Source organism: Streptomyces nojiriensis, assembly GCF_017639205.1.
Lineage (GTDB): Bacteria > Actinomycetota > Actinomycetes > Streptomycetales > Streptomycetaceae > Streptomyces > Streptomyces nojiriensis.
This window is the reverse complement of the sequence record NZ_CP071139.1, coordinates 701,543-714,759: the sequence shown is the minus strand read 5'-3', so window position 1 is coordinate 714,759 and position 13,217 is coordinate 701,543. Positions and strand designations below refer to the sequence as shown.

The window sequence follows — 13,217 nt, the reverse complement described above, 5'->3', positions numbered from 1 at the left end:
CACCCACGTGGTTGGTGCGGGCACCTGCCGAAGTGATCTCATGGGCGATCACGAGGGTCGGCAGAGCAGCCGAACGCGCGGGAAGGACATGCGGTGGTCGAGCGGGAAGCCGTGGGTGTCACGGTCACGGGATTGGTCGAGGCCGCCACGGACGGCCAGAGCGGCGCCCTGTGGCGACTACGGCACAAGGGCCGACAACTCGACGCGAATCTGGTGCGCCTGCTGCCCGGCGGCGAGATCGCCGTACACCGGGAGCCCGAGGTGGACGTCCTGCTCACCGTCGTACAGGGCGGCGGTTCACTGACCCTGGACGGCGCCGGGGTGGACGTCGTGCCCGGCTCCCTCGCCCTACTGCCGCGCGGCTCGGCCCGCTCGCTCCGGGCCGGCCCCGAGGGACTGGTGTTCCTCACCGCGCACCGCAGGCGGGCCGGCATGGCCATCGGCCGGCCGCCCCGCACCGAACCGCGCACACCCCGGTGCCCGCTCCACCTCGTCTGCGAGCAGTGCCACCGGCACGCCATCGAGGCCGACGCCCGGTACTGCAGCCGGTGCGGCACCCGCCTCGTCCCCCGGGCCGCCACGAGCTGACGCCCCCCGGCGGTGGACCCGCTACGGGAACAGGGCCAGGGGTGCGTCCTGCGCGAAGAAGGTCTTGGCGCGGACCGTCGCCCGCTCGTCGTCGCGCACCTGGCCCGGCCGGGAGCCGTTGCCGAGCAGCACCCCGCCGAACCGCATCCGCATGTAGGCCGCGGTGTGGTGAAGGCCGGTCACCAGCCCCTCGGCGTGGACCTCGGCGTGGTCCGCCATGGCCGTCACACCCCACAGGGTCCGGCCCGCCATCCGCTGCTTGAAGTCCGAGCCGGGGGCCGTGAGCCAGCCCGACCAGTAGTCGAGGTAGCGCTTGGTGTGCGCGGAGAGCGCGTACCAGTACAGGGGTGAGGCGATGACGACGTCGGTCGCCTCCAGGGTGGCCAGCCGCAGGGCCTCCTCGCCCTCCGACGGTATCCAGCCCTCGGCCTCGTGCCGCCCGTCCTGGAAGTCGGGCAACGCCGTCCCGGCCAGGTCGACCCACCGCTGCCGGACACCGGCGGGCAACTGCTCGGCGGCCGCCCTCGCGAGGATCTCGGTGTTCCCGCCGGAACGGGAGCTGCCGAGGACGAAGAGGAACGAGCGGTCGGACATGAACATCACTCCACCGGTGCGCGGTCAAGCCGGCGGAATGCCCGCCGGTAGGCGCGACGTTAGACGTTGACATCAATGTGAAGGTCAACCGGATGCAGAGGTAGGGCACATGCTGATCGGCGAACTGTCCCGGCGCACCGGCGTCAGCTCCCGGCTGCTGCGCTACTACGAGGCGCAGGGGCTGCTCGACGCGGAGCGCGGCCCGAACGGGTACCGCGACTACACGGCGGACTCCGTGGCCGCCGTACGCAAGGTGCGTGCCCTGCTCGCGGCCGGCCTGTCCACCGAGGTGATCCGCGCGGTGCTGCCGTGCGTGCGCGGCGAGGGGGTGCGCTTCGCCTGGTGCGAGGAGATCCGGACCGTCCTCGACGGCGAACTGGCCGCCATGGACGCGCGCATCGAGGGCCTGCGGCACAGCCGCGCCGCCCTGGCCGGCTACCTGGAACAGCCCTGAGCCCCGCCCGGCCGCATCTCGGTGGTCACCCGTGCCCCTCGGAAGAGCACCGGGAGCCACAGGAGACATGCCAGCAGGGGGACCGCGGCGTAGGTGGCCATGCCCACGCTGGAGCCCAGCCCGTCCATGAGCGCGCCGAGGACGAGATAGCCGATGCCGATGAGCGCCGACTCCACGAATGCGATCACCGACAGCAGGCTCGCCCGGTGGCGCGACGGCACGGCCTCGTTGAACACGTTGTCCACGATCACGGCGGTGATCTCGGGAATCCCGACCAGGGCCAGGAAAGCGGCGACGGTGACCCAGACAAGGCCGAGGCCGCTCAGGCCGAGTGCCGCGGCGAGCGTCAGGAGCGACACCGGGACCACGACCCGATACCCGATGCGCCGGTCCGCGCGGTCCGACAGCAGCGGAGTGAGCCCGCCGGCGAGGAATCCCGCCGATGCGGTGCCCGCTCCCTGAACGGAGAGGGTCTTCTGCGTGAAAATGATGTACGGCGTCAACGTCGCATGCATCAATCCGGACACCACGACAAGCGTCACGAGCGCCGGCGTGGCGACCCGCAGCATCGCCCGCCATGCGGTGGCGTCGCCCTGCTCCTCTGCCGCTCGGTCCTGCTCGTCCACCGCGTCCGCGCCGCGGATCTCGGGCACCCGTGACATCAGCACCACCACGGCCAGGGCGAGGCACGCCGCCGAAGCGACGTAGACGACCCCCCAGGAAATCTTCTGCAGTTGGCCGCCGAGGACGATGGCGGCTCCCGAGGTGACCGTCCCGAGCATGGTGAACCGGGACTTGATCCTGACGTAGCCGGCCGTTGCACCACGGCGCACGAGCAGGTCGTACAGGAGGGCGGTGTCCGAACCGGACACACATGCCATGCCCACGCCCTGCCCGATGAACAGCGCCAGGAACACCCAGTAGTGGGAGAACGCCACCTGGCCGAGCAGGCATCCGGCCATCAGCAGCTGGCCGATCACGATGCCGGCACGTCTGCCCATTCGGTCGGCGATGACTCCCGTCGCTGAGGGCCTCCGTGGTGCCGGTCATGCTGCGGGCTCCCTGATGACTCCGGTGAACAGTGGTGTTGGGCCTCCGCCGCCGGCCTGAACCCCAAGCCCCCGAGTTTCACCGCGAGGCGAATTGCGGGTCAATTTAGGGAAGGCTAACCTAAATATGTGATTGCTGCCGCCACCCCCCGTCCCCCGCTGCACGGCACGGACGGCCTCCCGCCGCTGGTCCGCCGGGCGCGTCTGCGCGACGCCCCCGCCCTGCACGCACTCTCCCTGGCCTTCATCCGCTCCGGTGCCCTGCGCTCCCGCAGCATCGACCACTACCTGGCGCACGCCGGGGAGTTCCTCCTCGCGACCGGTCGCGGTCGCACCTCGGTCCTGGGCTGTCTCGCGCTGAGCGACGAGGGGGACGGGGTCGCCGTGCTCTACAACTTCTGCGTGGCCCGGGGGAACCAGGGCCAGGGGCTGGGCGCCGCGCTGCTGCGCGCCGCGCTCGCCGACTCCCGGAGCCGCCTCGTGCGGGAGGTGTTCACGGCGACCGCGACCGGCGCCGCCTTCTTCCGGCGGCACGGTTTCGCGTCGGCCGGCCCGGGCCGGGCGCCCGCGGCCTGGGCGGCGGCGCTGGACCCCGCACGCGGCTCGGAGGTGCTCTCCAGGAGGCTGTGAACCGCACGACCGGGGCCGGACCGGAGGACGTGCTCCGGTCCGGCCCCGGTCGTGACACCGTGGGACCGGGCGGCCCCACGGGGCCGGGTCAGCCCCTGGCGACCAGGCTGGCGGGCCGCATGTCGGTCCAGTGCGTCTCCGTGTACGCGGCGCAGCCCTCCCGGCTGTCCTCGCCGTGTACGACGGTCCACCCCGCGGGAACCTCCGCGAAGGCGGGCCAGAGCGAGTGCTGGTTCTCGGCGTTCACCAGCACGAAGTAGCGCGCGTCGTCGTCCTCGAAGGGGTTGGTGGCCATGGTGCCTCTCCTCGGGTGATGACCGGGACGGTCGGTTGGGGGATGGGATCAGTGGTGGACGGGGGAGGCCGCCAGGGAGGCGACCGGTACGTCGGGGGCGCGGCAGGGCGCCGCCAGGTCCGCGGTGAACAGGCGGGCGAACCGGGCCGGTTCGGCCTCCTCGTAGAGCGCCGGGTTCGCGTCGAAGTCCAGGCGAAGCCGCCCGTCGGGGCCCGCTGCGGCGGACACCGCCAGGTCGTCGACCGGCCCCGAGGCGAGGCTGACGACCCGGCCGCGGATCGCGCCGAAGTCCAGCTCCGTCTCGAACGGCCGCAGGTCGACAAGCGGTCCGGGGACGCGGCCGCCCCCGTACTCCGGCCACACCTCGCGCGCCAGTTCCTCGCCGCGCAGCCGCTGGTGGCGACGGAGCAGGGTCAGCTCGCCGGCCGCCGCGCGCAGCAGCGACCGGAAGGTGCCCGCCCCCCGGACCGGCAGCCGCACCGGCAGGAGGTTCACCGCCGTCGCCGGCACCCGCAGCGTCCCCGGTCCGTGCCGCCGCGTACACGGCGAGGACCGCCTCACGCGCGCCGGCCTGCGCGGTCACCCGCACCGCGGTCGTGGCGAGTACGACCTCGGCCCAGGTGACACGCGCGGAGCGGGCGGCGGCCCGGACGGCCGCGCCGTCCGCCGCGCCGAGGTGCACGGTGTGCCGCCGCGCGGTGTCCCGGGCCGGGGCCACCCGCCCGGCGGGCGACAGGGGTACGGGGCGGTCGGCGTACCGCCCCGTCCAGTACCGCCGGTCCGCGGCCTGCGCCGCCGAGCCGGTGTAGGCGCGGTCCGCGTCGGTCAGTACGGAGACCGGCGCGAAGGGGGTCGGGCCGGGCGGGCGGCCGTGCGCCAGGGCCGTGTAGACCTCGGCGATCCGCCGGCTCAGCAGCGCCACCCCGTACCCGTCGACCGCCAGCAGGTGGAAGTACTGCACCAGCAGGTGGTGTTCGGGGCCGACCGTGACGAGCAGGGCGCCGGTGAGGTCGGGTGCGAGGCCGGAGTCCGCCGGGGCGGTGAGCAGCTCGGGCCGGGGCGGACAGGCGAGCTGGTCGCGTACGAGAGCGACGGCGGCGCCCACCGGGTCGGCCGCCGCGGAGGTGTCCAGGCGCGGCAGGCCGCCCCGGGTCATCGGCCGCGGGCGGAGCCAGGGGGCCTCGTCGAGGGTGCGCAGCACGGCCTCGTCGAGCGCCACCGTGTCGAGCGGGCCCACCAGCTCGATGTACTGCCCGATGTTGTGGCCGGCGTACGAGGGATCCGCGCTCTGCGCCGCCAGGACGTGCGCCTGCGCCGCCGTGAGTCCGGCCGGCCCGGCCGCCGCCGGGGGATCGGTGCGCGGCACGGCCGCTCAGCCCCGCTGGGCGGGGACGCCGTCGGCGACGGCCGCCGCCCTGGTCGCCAATGCCGCCCGCACCTCGCGTTCGGTGCCGCGCAGCAGAAGGGAGTCGCAGATCTCGCCCGAGCGCACGGCCAGCGTGGACAGCAGGGAGGCGGTGATGCCGTGGGTGTGCTCGGCGGCGGCGCCCTGGACGTAGATGCCGGCCCGGACGCGGTCGGTGGTCTCCACCCGGTGGTCACGGCCCACGCGCAGCCTGCCCTGCCCGTCGGTGAGGCACTCCCCGGCCAGGTCGCCGAGCAGCTCGGCCGGCTCGGTGGGCCGGTATCCGGTGGCCAGCACCACCGCGTCGCAGTCGAGGGTGAGGGTCTCTCCCGTGGTGAGGGAGCGCACCACGGCCCGGGCCCCGTCGGGGAGTTCCTCCACCGTGGTCAGGGCCGTCGCGTTCAGGATGCGCAGCCGCTCGGTGCCGGCGACCTTCTCCTGGTAGACGGTCCGGTACAGCTGCTCGATCAGTTCGCCGTCCACCACCGCGTAGTTGGTGTTGGCGTGGTAGCCGATGAGCTGCTGCTTGACCTCCTCCGGGGCGCTGAAAAACTCGTCGACCGCGGCCGGGTCGAAGATCCGGTTCGCGAAGGGGCTGTCGTCGGCGGGGCTGTACCCGTACCGGGTGAAGACGGCGCAGACCTCGGCGTCCGGGAACGTGCGGTGAAGGTGGTCGGCGGTCTCGGCGGCGGACTGTCCGGCGCCGACGACGACGAACCGGCGATGGGGACGGGCCGTCAGTTCCCGTGCGCGGTGCAGCAGGTCGCGGTTGTGCCAGATGTGCGGACCGGTGCTGATCCCGTCGGGGACGCGGGGGCGCAGCCCGGTGCCGAGTACGAGGTTGCGGGTGCGGGTGGCGCGCTGCGGCCCGGTCCCGGACGCGGGCCGGGTGATGACGTCCAGCTGCTCCGCGGCGCCGGCCGGACCGGCCGGGCGTACCCCGACGGCCTCGGTGGCGTAGTCGACGAGCCCGCTGAAGGAGGCGGCGCACCAGCGGAAGTAGTCGTGGAATTCGAGGCGGGTGGGGAAGAAGGACTTCTGGTTGATGAAGTCGGCCAGCCGGTCCCGGTCCTGCAGGTAGTGCAGGAAGCTGAAGGAGCTTCCCGGATTGCGCATCGTCACCAGGTCCTTCAGGAAGGAGACCTGCATGGTGGCCCCTTCGAGGAGCATGCCCTGGTGCCATCCGAAGCCGTCCTGGCGCTCGATGAACGAGGCCCGGATCGCCTCGCCGGGGGCGCGTCGGCCGTTGTGCTCCCGGATCGCTATTGCCAGGGCCAGGTTGGCCGGCCCGAAGCCGATGCCCACCAGGTCCCTGACGTCCGGGAGAGCGTCCCCGGGGGTGGAGCTCGCGTGCGGTGCGGACATGCCCATCCTTCCTCGGTCCTACCCCATTTGATTAGGCAAGGCTGGCCTAACATCTCTGACGGGATGGGGGCTGTCAAGTTGGACCCGTGACTGTCTCGATCCGCACCAACCCGGTGCGTGGTGGGCGGAGTTGGGTGCGCGGAAGGCCCCGGAGCCGGGTCGGCTCCGGGGACGGGGTACGGGGGAGGGCCGGGGCGGGCCGACCTTCCCCGGTTCAGCGGGCGAGGGGCTCCCCGTCCGGCGGACCGTCGGGCACCACCGTGGTGCCCGTGTGCTCGTCGGCGAAGACCTCCAGGACCAGGGCGTGCGGAACCCTGCCGTCCAGTACGTGCGCCATCCGCACCCCGGAGCGCACCGCGCGCAGGCAGCCCTCCATCTTGGGCACCATGCCGCCTGTCATCGAGGGCAGCAGTTCCGCCAGTTCACCGGCCGTGAGCCGGTCGATGACCTCCGTACTGTGCGGCCAGTCCGCGTAGAGACCCGCGACGTCGGTGAGCATCACCAGCTTCTCGGCGTCCAGTGCCCCGGCGAGGGCGGCGGCCGCGAGGTCCGCGTTGATGTTGTAGACGCTGTCGTCGTGCGCTCCCCGGGCGATGGGGGAGATCACGGGAATGCGGCCGCGTTCCAGCAGCCCCCGTACGGTGTCGGGGTCGACGTGCACGATGTCGCCCACCAGGCCGATGTCCACCTCGGCGCCGTCCACCACGGCCGGCCGCCGGACGGCGGACAGGGTACGGGCGTCCTCGCCGGTCATCCCCACGGCGAAGGCTCCGTGACGGTTGATCCGTCCGACGATGTCCCGTTGGACCTGCCCGGCCAGCACCATGCGGACGACTTCCATCACCGCGGGGGTCGTCACCCGCAGACCCGCCGCGAACCGGACCTCCAGCGCGAGCTGTTCGAGCATCGCGCTGATCTGGGGGCCGCCGCCGTGCACGACGACCGGCCGGAGCCCCGCGTAGTGCAGGGAGACCACGTCCTGGGCGAAGGCCGCCTTGAGCTCCTCGTTCACCATGGCGTTGCCGCCGAACTTGACCACGACCGTGCGGCCTTGGAACCGCTCCAGCCGCGGCAGGGCCTCGATGAGAGTGCGCGCCCGCGGCGCCGGCCGTCCGCTCATGGGGTGGGGTGTGCGGTCGTCATTCAGGCTTCCAGCTCGTCGATGAGGGTCGTGGTGGTGTGTACGACGGCGCCCCGTGCGGCCGTCCAGCGCAGGGCGAGCGCGTGCTCCTCCGCGGAGGTGTCCGCCACCGCGTCGGCGACGACGAATGGCTGGATATCGTTCATGAACGCGTCCGCCGCGGTGAGCAGCACGCCGGCGTGGGCGAAGATGCCGCACAGGATCAGCTGGTCCCGGCCCGTGGCGCGCAGGATGCGCTCCAGGTGGCTGCGCAGGAAGGCGTTGTGCCGCGCATTGGTGATCACGTGCTCTCCCCGGCGCGGGGTCAGTTCCTCGGTGATGGACACGTCGCGGTCCGCCGCCACCGGTCCGGTCTCCATCTCGGCCGCGAGGCCCCGCTGTTCGGGGCGCTCGCCCGCCGGTACGGCGCTGAAGACGACCGGGAGGCCGAGCCGCCGTGCGGACCTGCGCAGGTCGGTGATGTTGCCGATCAGGTCCACGAGGGGCGGGTGATCGCGGGGGAAGGGCCGCAGCAGGTGGTTCTGCATGTTGTGTATCAGCAGGGCGGCCCGGTCGGGGTCGACGGACCACGGTGCCACGGAGCGCGGCACGAGGTCCTGGGTGGGCATGGGATAGGGGTCGATGGTCACAGGGCCCACGGCTGGATCTCCTTGTCACCGGCGCTGCGCGGAGCGCCGGTGGTGAACGGGCGCGCAGAGCTCCACGAGGGGCGGAGGATGCCCCGGCCCTCATCCATTGGTCAACTTGGCCTCACCGGATCTCCCGGTGGGGAGGGTGGGCGGCGCCCTCCGGCTTCCTTCCTCGTGCGATCGGACGCTCAGTCCCGGCGCGTGGCGCGGTCGCTCAATCCGCCGGAAGGGGCGTCCGGTTGACTGTCCGGGGACAGGAGGGGGTCGTCGAGCTGCACGATCCGGTACCCGACCCGGCGGCTCGCCGTCTTGGGGGGTCTGCGCCGCCGGCCCGCTCCGGTCTGCATCGAACGCGCCCGCTGGGCCGCCGCGATCAGGGCCCCCACCGGCGGCGCCTCGGCACGCAGGCGGTTGAACCCGCGCACGGAGATGCCCACGAGGGTCGCCGCGGCCGGCCAGGCGGCCCCTTTGCGGATCGCGTTCAGCATCAGCTGTAACGCGGCCGGTGTGGGCGTCGCCCCCGGTCTCAGTCCGTGCGCCTCGGCCAGCGCGTGCGCGGCGCGGAGCGCCGTGGCGAAGCTGGAGTCGATCTCCAGCCACTCGCGCAGGATGCGCTCGGGGACGCCGGCCGCCGCCGCGCACCCGGGGATGGTCAGTCCCTGGGCCGCACCGCGGAGGGCGTCCGCCATCCGGGCGATCGTCTCCTCCCGCTGACTGGGCGTGCGGCGCAGTGCGTCGCGCAGCGCCCGGTCCATCTCCTCCTGGGAGCTCATCCAGGCCAGTACGTCGTCGGCCCACTCGTCCTGCTGCGCTTGGTCTCGCGCTTTGTCCTGCATCCCCACACCCCCACTCTTAGGTAAGCCTAACCTAATTGTGGAGTGGGAGGGGGGATATGCGACCGCAGTCGTGTGATTCCCGGGGCGCGCCGGGTTCATCCCAACCGGGCCGGGCCGCAAGGTGGTTGAAGGGCGAACCGGTCTAGCCCCGCGGACCACTCGCACGAGCCTGCGATAGGTTGCCTCCCATGCCCGAACTCGGATCCGCCACCTGGCCGCCCGCCCCGATCAGGACCGAACGGCTCGTGCTGCGCCAGTCCGAGTCCCAGGACCGTGCGGCATTCATCGAACTGTTCGCATCGCCGGAGGTGGGCGCGTACGTGGGCGGCGCTCGACCGCGTGCCGAGCTCGAACACGCCGCACCCGAGGTGCCCGGGAGGCGCCCCGGCTTCTTCGTGATCGATGTCGACGGAGCGATGATCGGAATGATCACACTCGATCGGCGCGCCGCGGAGCGCCGGGGCCACGTCCGACCGGAGGCCGGTGAAGCCGAACTCGGCTGCATGTTCCTCCCGGAGGCATGGGGTCACGGGTACGCCGCCGAGGCGTGCACGGCGGCACTCGACTGGTTCGCCGCCGCCCATCCGGGCGAGCCGGTGGTCCTGTGCACCCAGACCGCCAACGACCGCGCGCTGCGCCTCGCGACGAAGCTGGGATTCACCGAGGTGCAGAGGTTCGAGGAATACGGCGCCGAGCAGTGGTTCGGCGTGTGGCCCCGCCCGACAGCAGCATCGTGAGACGCAAGAAGGAGAAGAAGAAGCGGCCCGTCCTGGGCATTCCGACGGGGATCGTCCTGTTGGCGAGGCCGGAGGGCTGGCGCATCAGTGTCCTCACCATGGACGGCGGAATGCACTGCGGACGCCTGGACGTGCCGATCGACACCGACCCGCACGACGCGCGGGCCGCGGCAGCGGTGATGGTGTCGGAACTCGCGCGCGACTTCCATGACACCGACGTCGAGGTGACCTGGGAGCCGCCCCAGGAGCCCTGGTCGTGGACCGCCCAGGTCACCCTCGCCACCGGCGACGACACTCCTTCGCCGGCTGCCGGTGGATGAAAGTCGCGCCCGCCCCGACCGGATCAGGCGACGGCGGTTCCCTCGAGTTCCACCAACTGGCCGGGGACCGCCAGGCGAGTCACCCCGAGCATCGTGGTGGCCGGGGCCACCCCGGCGGCGCCCAACCGCCCCGCCAGCCCGCCGTAGTGCTGGAAGAGCAGGTCCACGTCGGTCGTGTACACGTTGAGCCGCACGAGGTTCGCGAGGGACATGCCGGCCTCACCGAGCACGGCCTCCAGGTTGTCGACGCTCAGCGCCAACTGCGCCGCCATGTCACCGTCATGCTGGGGCTTGCCCTCGCCGCTCATCGCGGTCTGCCCCGAGACGTACAGGGTCCGGGTGTGTCCGGAGACCACCTCGCCCTGGTTGAACCCCAGCTCCACCGACCACGTCACCGGGTTGACCGCTGTTCGTTCCATCGCCACGTCAGCTCCATTCGATTCATCGGGAGTACGTACGTCCACCGGCTCGGCGGCCACCGGCCTCGACGTCGTGTCCACGAGCCTCCCAACAAATCACGACACCCTTGGTCAGGTATTCCGCTACGGTTCCCGCATGCGTGCCGACCGGCTGGTCTCACTGGTGCTGCTGCTGCGCCGACGGGGTCGGTTGACCGCGGACACGCTGGCCCGCGAGCTGCAGGTGTCCACCCGTACCGTGCTGCGCGACATCGAGGCACTGTCGGCAGCCGGCGTCCCGGTCTACGCCGAACGCGGGCGGCACGGCGGTTTCGAGTTGCTGCCCGGTTTCCGGACCGAGCTCACCGGGCTGAACCACGACGAGGCCCTGGCCCTGCTGGCCGCCGGATCGGCGCGCGGTGAGCGGGCGTTCGGCCTCGGCTCGGCGCTCGCTTCGGCCATGCGCAAGGTGGTCGACGCGCTGCCCGAGGACCACCGGGCCACCGCGAGCGACGCGGCCCGGCGCCTTCTCGTCGAGCCGGAGATCGACCTGCTCTCGCGCCGGCCCGTCACGGACGAGGTACCCGGCACCACCATGATCGACGTCCGGCGCGCCGTGCTCGCCGGACACAAGCTGCGCATCCACTACGCCGCCACCGGCCGGCCACCGCAGTGGCGCACGGTGGACCCGATCGGCCTGGTCACCGTACGCGACCGGGTCTACCTGCTGGCCACGAGATCCGGCGCCGACCGCACCTACCGGCTGTCGCGGGTGCTGGCCGCCGAGGAACTCCCCGAACCGGCACAGCGCCCCGACCGCGTCGACCTGGACCGGATCTGGCGGGAACGCGCCGCGCGGTTCCTGAGCGACGGCCACATCACCGTGCTGGTACGGGTGAACCCGGCGCGGCGGGAGGACCTGCTCGACACCGCGCTGGCCGTCCGCGCCGAAGAACCCGAACCGGACGGCCGACTGCGGCTGGAGCTGACCTTCCAGGATTCACGGCACGCCGAATGGGCCCTGTGGCAGCTCGGCACGGACGCGGAAGCCCTGACCCCGCAGTCGCTGCGCACCTCCCTGCGCGACCGCGCCGCCGCGCTCGCCGCCCGCTACGCCGACCCGTCCTGAGCCCCACGGCGTGGTCGCGAGGATCGGCCTTCGGGGGAACGGGTCAGGTGCGGGGGCACCCGCCGGGACGGGCGGGCGCCCCCGGTACCGGCGTCAGCTGCGGTGGAACACGACCTCCGGGTCGGCCGCCGTCGGACCGTCCAGGCGCGGCGCCGGCTTCCCGCGCAGGTGCAGGTCGAAGAAGTCGCCGACGTACGCCCGGGTGATCTGCTGCGAGCGGGTGCCCGACAGCGGTGTCTCCGGGTGCGGGTATCCGACCTGGTCGCCCAGGACGGGCCAGTCGGTGAAGCCGGGATGGCCCGCCCCCGTGACGGTCAGCCAGCGCTTCCAGCCGTCCAGCCGGGGCCAGCTGTCCTCCCAGGAGGTGTCGGGGAAGTCGGGCGGCAGCAGGGCGGGGTCACCGGCGAGCATCAGGAAGGGCCGTCCGGCGAGGCCGGTCTGGGGTACGGGCGTGAAGAAGGTGCCGTCCATGTTGACCCCGGCGTCCACGCGCGGGTCCACGGCCATGGTGGCCGATGCGGCCGCCCCGCCGATCGAATGCCCGGCCATGCCGATGTGCCGGGGATCGATCAGCCAGGAGTACCGCCACGCCGGGCGCGGGCCGGTCAGCCGGTCCAGGACGAACGGGATGTCACGGGCCCGGCCGTCGGAGACCCGGTGCAGCGACCCGTCGGGGAACACCTGCTCGCACGCCTTGCACGTGAGCATCCGGCCGCCGGGGAAGACGGTGCCGTCCGACTCGTACGCGTGGTCCACCGCCGCGACGACGTACCCGCGGCTGGCGAGGTCCTCCGCCAGGGCGGTCAGCGAGGAGCGCGGCATGGTGAAGCCGGGGGAGAGCACGACCAGCGGGTAGCGGTTCGCGGCGGGCCGGGGCAGGGCGTCCGTCCGTGCGTTCGTCCGGGTGGCCGCGAGGCGTTCGGGGGTGACGTACTCGCCGAGCTGCCCCCGGTCGGTCAGCAGTGCCTTGGCCTCGGGGGCGCTCATATAGGGAGCGGGATTTCCGGTGTGCGCGAGCGCCGGGTAGTAGAGGGACAGGAGTAATTCCCGGTCGGCCGTGGGCACCCAGGGATCCTTGCGCTCCCGGTCCACCAGATGGAGGGTGTCGCGGCCCACGGCGAAGCCGCCGGTGGGTCTCGGGAGCCCGAGTCCGGTGACGCCGGGCGGGGCGGACGCGGCCGCGGCGGGCGTGGCGAGGGTGCCGGGCGCGGCGAGGACCAGACCTGCCGCCACCGCCGTCAGCACTCTGATGATCTTCTTCATGTCGGCATCGTAAGGCATTTTTAGGCAAGGCTTGCCTAACTATTCTGGGCTGTCGTGGAGTTGGATCGGCGCGGCGCGGCGCCCTCGGGGGTTCGAGCGCGCACATCCGGTCAAGCTGAGTGGCCGTCGGGTGAACCGGGGGTGGCCGACGGCAGGTCAGGGAGGGGTGGGGTCGCACGTCGCGGACGGCGTGGCCGGCGCCGGGGCGCGGCGGCGGAGTGGGCGCGTCCCCTGTGAGCTGCCCGAACGACCATTCGTTCGCCGGTATGCGGATGCTCTGTCCGTAAATCGGTCATGGATGTGCGACTTGGCTTCGGGTCAGACAGTCTGATCCCGCAACGGCGCGATATCGAAACCAAATGTCGCGTTCAACCTTTGAATCGA

15 protein-coding genes and 2 pseudogenes are annotated in these 13,217 nt (G+C 72.5%); 6 read left to right on the top strand and 11 right to left on the bottom strand.

The window, feature by feature from the left end; genetic code table 11:
• Nucleotides 1–93: 93 nt before the first annotated feature.
• Entirely contained in the window at nucleotides 94–588 is a 495-nt protein-coding gene (locus tag JYK04_RS03525) for a hypothetical protein (RefSeq protein ID WP_229876879.1), read from the top strand.
• 21 nt (nucleotides 589–609) lie between these two features.
• Here the strand turns inward: JYK04_RS03525 and JYK04_RS03520 are convergent, their stop codons facing one another.
• A complete protein-coding gene (locus JYK04_RS03520) occupies nucleotides 610–1,182 on the bottom strand; it encodes a flavodoxin family protein (protein WP_229876880.1) in 573 nt (190 codons plus the stop codon).
• Nucleotides 1,183–1,291: 109 nt separating this feature from the next.
• On the opposite strand from JYK04_RS03520, the gene JYK04_RS03515 reads away from it, so the two are divergent.
• Nucleotides 1,292–1,636 (top strand): MerR family transcriptional regulator, encoded by a 345-nt coding sequence (locus tag JYK04_RS03515; RefSeq protein WP_189747145.1) that lies wholly within the window; start codon nucleotides 1,292–1,294, stop codon nucleotides 1,634–1,636.
• Here the strand turns inward: JYK04_RS03515 and JYK04_RS03510 are convergent.
• Nucleotides 1,618–2,658: pseudogene (locus tag JYK04_RS03510) on the bottom strand (MFS transporter); the annotation flags it as partial. The gene JYK04_RS03515 and the pseudogene JYK04_RS03510 sit on opposite strands and share 19 nt — an antisense overlap.
• Before the next feature lie 156 nt (nucleotides 2,659–2,814).
• Here JYK04_RS03510 and JYK04_RS03505 point away from each other — a divergent pair.
• Complete coding sequence (locus JYK04_RS03505) at nucleotides 2,815–3,315, top strand: GNAT family N-acetyltransferase (protein ID WP_229876882.1); 501 nt, start codon at nucleotides 2,815–2,817, stop codon at nucleotides 3,313–3,315.
• An 88-nt stretch (nucleotides 3,316–3,403) separates the two neighbouring features.
• Here JYK04_RS03505 and JYK04_RS03500 read toward each other — a convergent pair whose 3' ends face one another.
• From JYK04_RS03500 to JYK04_RS03470, 7 genes and pseudogenes are all read right to left on the bottom strand, one after another.
• Nucleotides 3,404–3,610, bottom strand: coding sequence for an MbtH family protein (locus JYK04_RS03500; RefSeq protein ID WP_189747147.1), 207 nt, complete (start codon nucleotides 3,608–3,610; stop codon nucleotides 3,404–3,406).
• Between the two features lie 48 nt (nucleotides 3,611–3,658).
• Nucleotides 3,659–4,120 (bottom strand): hypothetical protein, encoded by a 462-nt coding sequence (locus tag JYK04_RS03495; RefSeq protein ID WP_189747149.1) that lies wholly within the window; start codon nucleotides 4,118–4,120, stop codon nucleotides 3,659–3,661.
• Between the two features lie 22 nt (nucleotides 4,121–4,142).
• A pseudogene (locus tag JYK04_RS42305) lies at nucleotides 4,143–4,976 on the bottom strand (condensation domain-containing protein); the annotation flags it as partial.
• Nucleotides 4,977–4,982: 6 nt separating this feature from the next.
• A complete protein-coding gene (locus JYK04_RS03485; RefSeq protein WP_189747151.1) occupies nucleotides 4,983–6,380 on the bottom strand; it encodes a lysine N(6)-hydroxylase/L-ornithine N(5)-oxygenase family protein in 1,398 nt (465 codons plus the stop codon).
• Between the two features lie 214 nt (nucleotides 6,381–6,594).
• Nucleotides 6,595–7,500 (bottom strand): acetylglutamate kinase, encoded by a 906-nt coding sequence (gene argB, locus JYK04_RS03480; RefSeq protein ID WP_189747153.1) that lies wholly within the window; start codon nucleotides 7,498–7,500, stop codon nucleotides 6,595–6,597.
• 23 nt (nucleotides 7,501–7,523) lie between these two features.
• Nucleotides 7,524–8,159: an isochorismatase family protein gene (locus tag JYK04_RS03475; protein WP_229876883.1), complete on the bottom strand. Its 636-nt coding sequence runs from the start codon at nucleotides 8,157–8,159 to the stop codon at nucleotides 7,524–7,526.
• A gap of 179 nt (nucleotides 8,160–8,338) precedes the next feature.
• Complete coding sequence (locus tag JYK04_RS03470; RefSeq protein WP_189747155.1) at nucleotides 8,339–8,986, bottom strand: serine/threonine-protein kinase; 648 nt, start codon at nucleotides 8,984–8,986, stop codon at nucleotides 8,339–8,341.
• A 188-nt stretch (nucleotides 8,987–9,174) separates the two neighbouring features.
• On the opposite strand from JYK04_RS03470, the gene JYK04_RS03465 reads away from it, so the two are divergent.
• Nucleotides 9,175–9,723, top strand: a complete 549-nt coding sequence (locus tag JYK04_RS03465; RefSeq protein ID WP_189747157.1) for a GNAT family N-acetyltransferase — start codon at nucleotides 9,175–9,177, stop codon at nucleotides 9,721–9,723.
• Nucleotides 9,720–10,043 (top strand): hypothetical protein, encoded by a 324-nt coding sequence (locus JYK04_RS03460; RefSeq protein ID WP_189747159.1) that lies wholly within the window; start codon nucleotides 9,720–9,722, stop codon nucleotides 10,041–10,043. The genes JYK04_RS03465 and JYK04_RS03460 overlap by 4 nt, the downstream gene beginning before the upstream one ends.
• Nucleotides 10,044–10,066: 23 nt before the next feature.
• On the opposite strand, the gene JYK04_RS03455 is transcribed toward JYK04_RS03460, so the two are convergent.
• A complete protein-coding gene (locus JYK04_RS03455; protein ID WP_189747161.1) occupies nucleotides 10,067–10,462 on the bottom strand; it encodes a RidA family protein in 396 nt (131 codons plus the stop codon).
• A 136-nt stretch (nucleotides 10,463–10,598) separates the two neighbouring features.
• Here JYK04_RS03455 and JYK04_RS03450 point away from each other — a divergent pair, with 136 nt between their 5' ends.
• Nucleotides 10,599–11,570, top strand: coding sequence for a helix-turn-helix transcriptional regulator (locus tag JYK04_RS03450; protein WP_189747163.1), 972 nt, complete (start codon nucleotides 10,599–10,601; stop codon nucleotides 11,568–11,570).
• A 93-nt stretch (nucleotides 11,571–11,663) separates the two neighbouring features.
• On the opposite strand, the gene JYK04_RS03445 is transcribed toward JYK04_RS03450, so the two are convergent.
• On the bottom strand, nucleotides 11,664–12,833 hold the full coding sequence (locus JYK04_RS03445) for an alpha/beta hydrolase family protein (RefSeq protein WP_189747165.1): 1,170 nt from the start codon (nucleotides 12,831–12,833) through the stop codon (nucleotides 11,664–11,666).
• Between the last annotated feature and the right edge of the window lie 384 nt (nucleotides 12,834–13,217).

Bases quoted from the DNA above. Each gene is read 5' to 3' on its own strand.
- JYK04_RS03520 (WP_229876880.1), bottom strand. From the start codon at position 1,182: ATGTCCGACCGCTCGTTCCTCTTCGTCCTCGGCAGCTCCCGTTCCGGC.
- JYK04_RS03500 (WP_189747147.1), bottom strand. From the start codon at position 3,610: ATGGCCACCAACCCCTTCGAGGACGACGACGCGCGCTACTTCGTGCTG.
- JYK04_RS03455 (WP_189747161.1), bottom strand. From the start codon at position 10,462: ATGGAACGAACAGCGGTCAACCCGGTGACGTGGTCGGTGGAGCTGGGG.
- JYK04_RS03450 (WP_189747163.1), top strand. From the start codon at position 10,599: ATGCGTGCCGACCGGCTGGTCTCACTGGTGCTGCTGCTGCGCCGACGG.
- JYK04_RS03485 (WP_189747151.1), bottom strand. From the start codon at position 6,380: ATGTCCGCACCGCACGCGAGCTCCACCCCCGGGGACGCTCTCCCGGAC.
- argB (WP_189747153.1), bottom strand. From the start codon at position 7,500: ATGAGCGGACGGCCGGCGCCGCGGGCGCGCACTCTCATCGAGGCCCTG.
- JYK04_RS03515 (WP_189747145.1), top strand. From the start codon at position 1,292: ATGCTGATCGGCGAACTGTCCCGGCGCACCGGCGTCAGCTCCCGGCTG.
- JYK04_RS03445 (WP_189747165.1), bottom strand. From the start codon at position 12,833: ATGAAGAAGATCATCAGAGTGCTGACGGCGGTGGCGGCAGGTCTGGTC.
- JYK04_RS03465 (WP_189747157.1), top strand. From the start codon at position 9,175: ATGCCCGAACTCGGATCCGCCACCTGGCCGCCCGCCCCGATCAGGACC.
- JYK04_RS03470 (WP_189747155.1), bottom strand. From the start codon at position 8,986: ATGCAGGACAAAGCGCGAGACCAAGCGCAGCAGGACGAGTGGGCCGAC.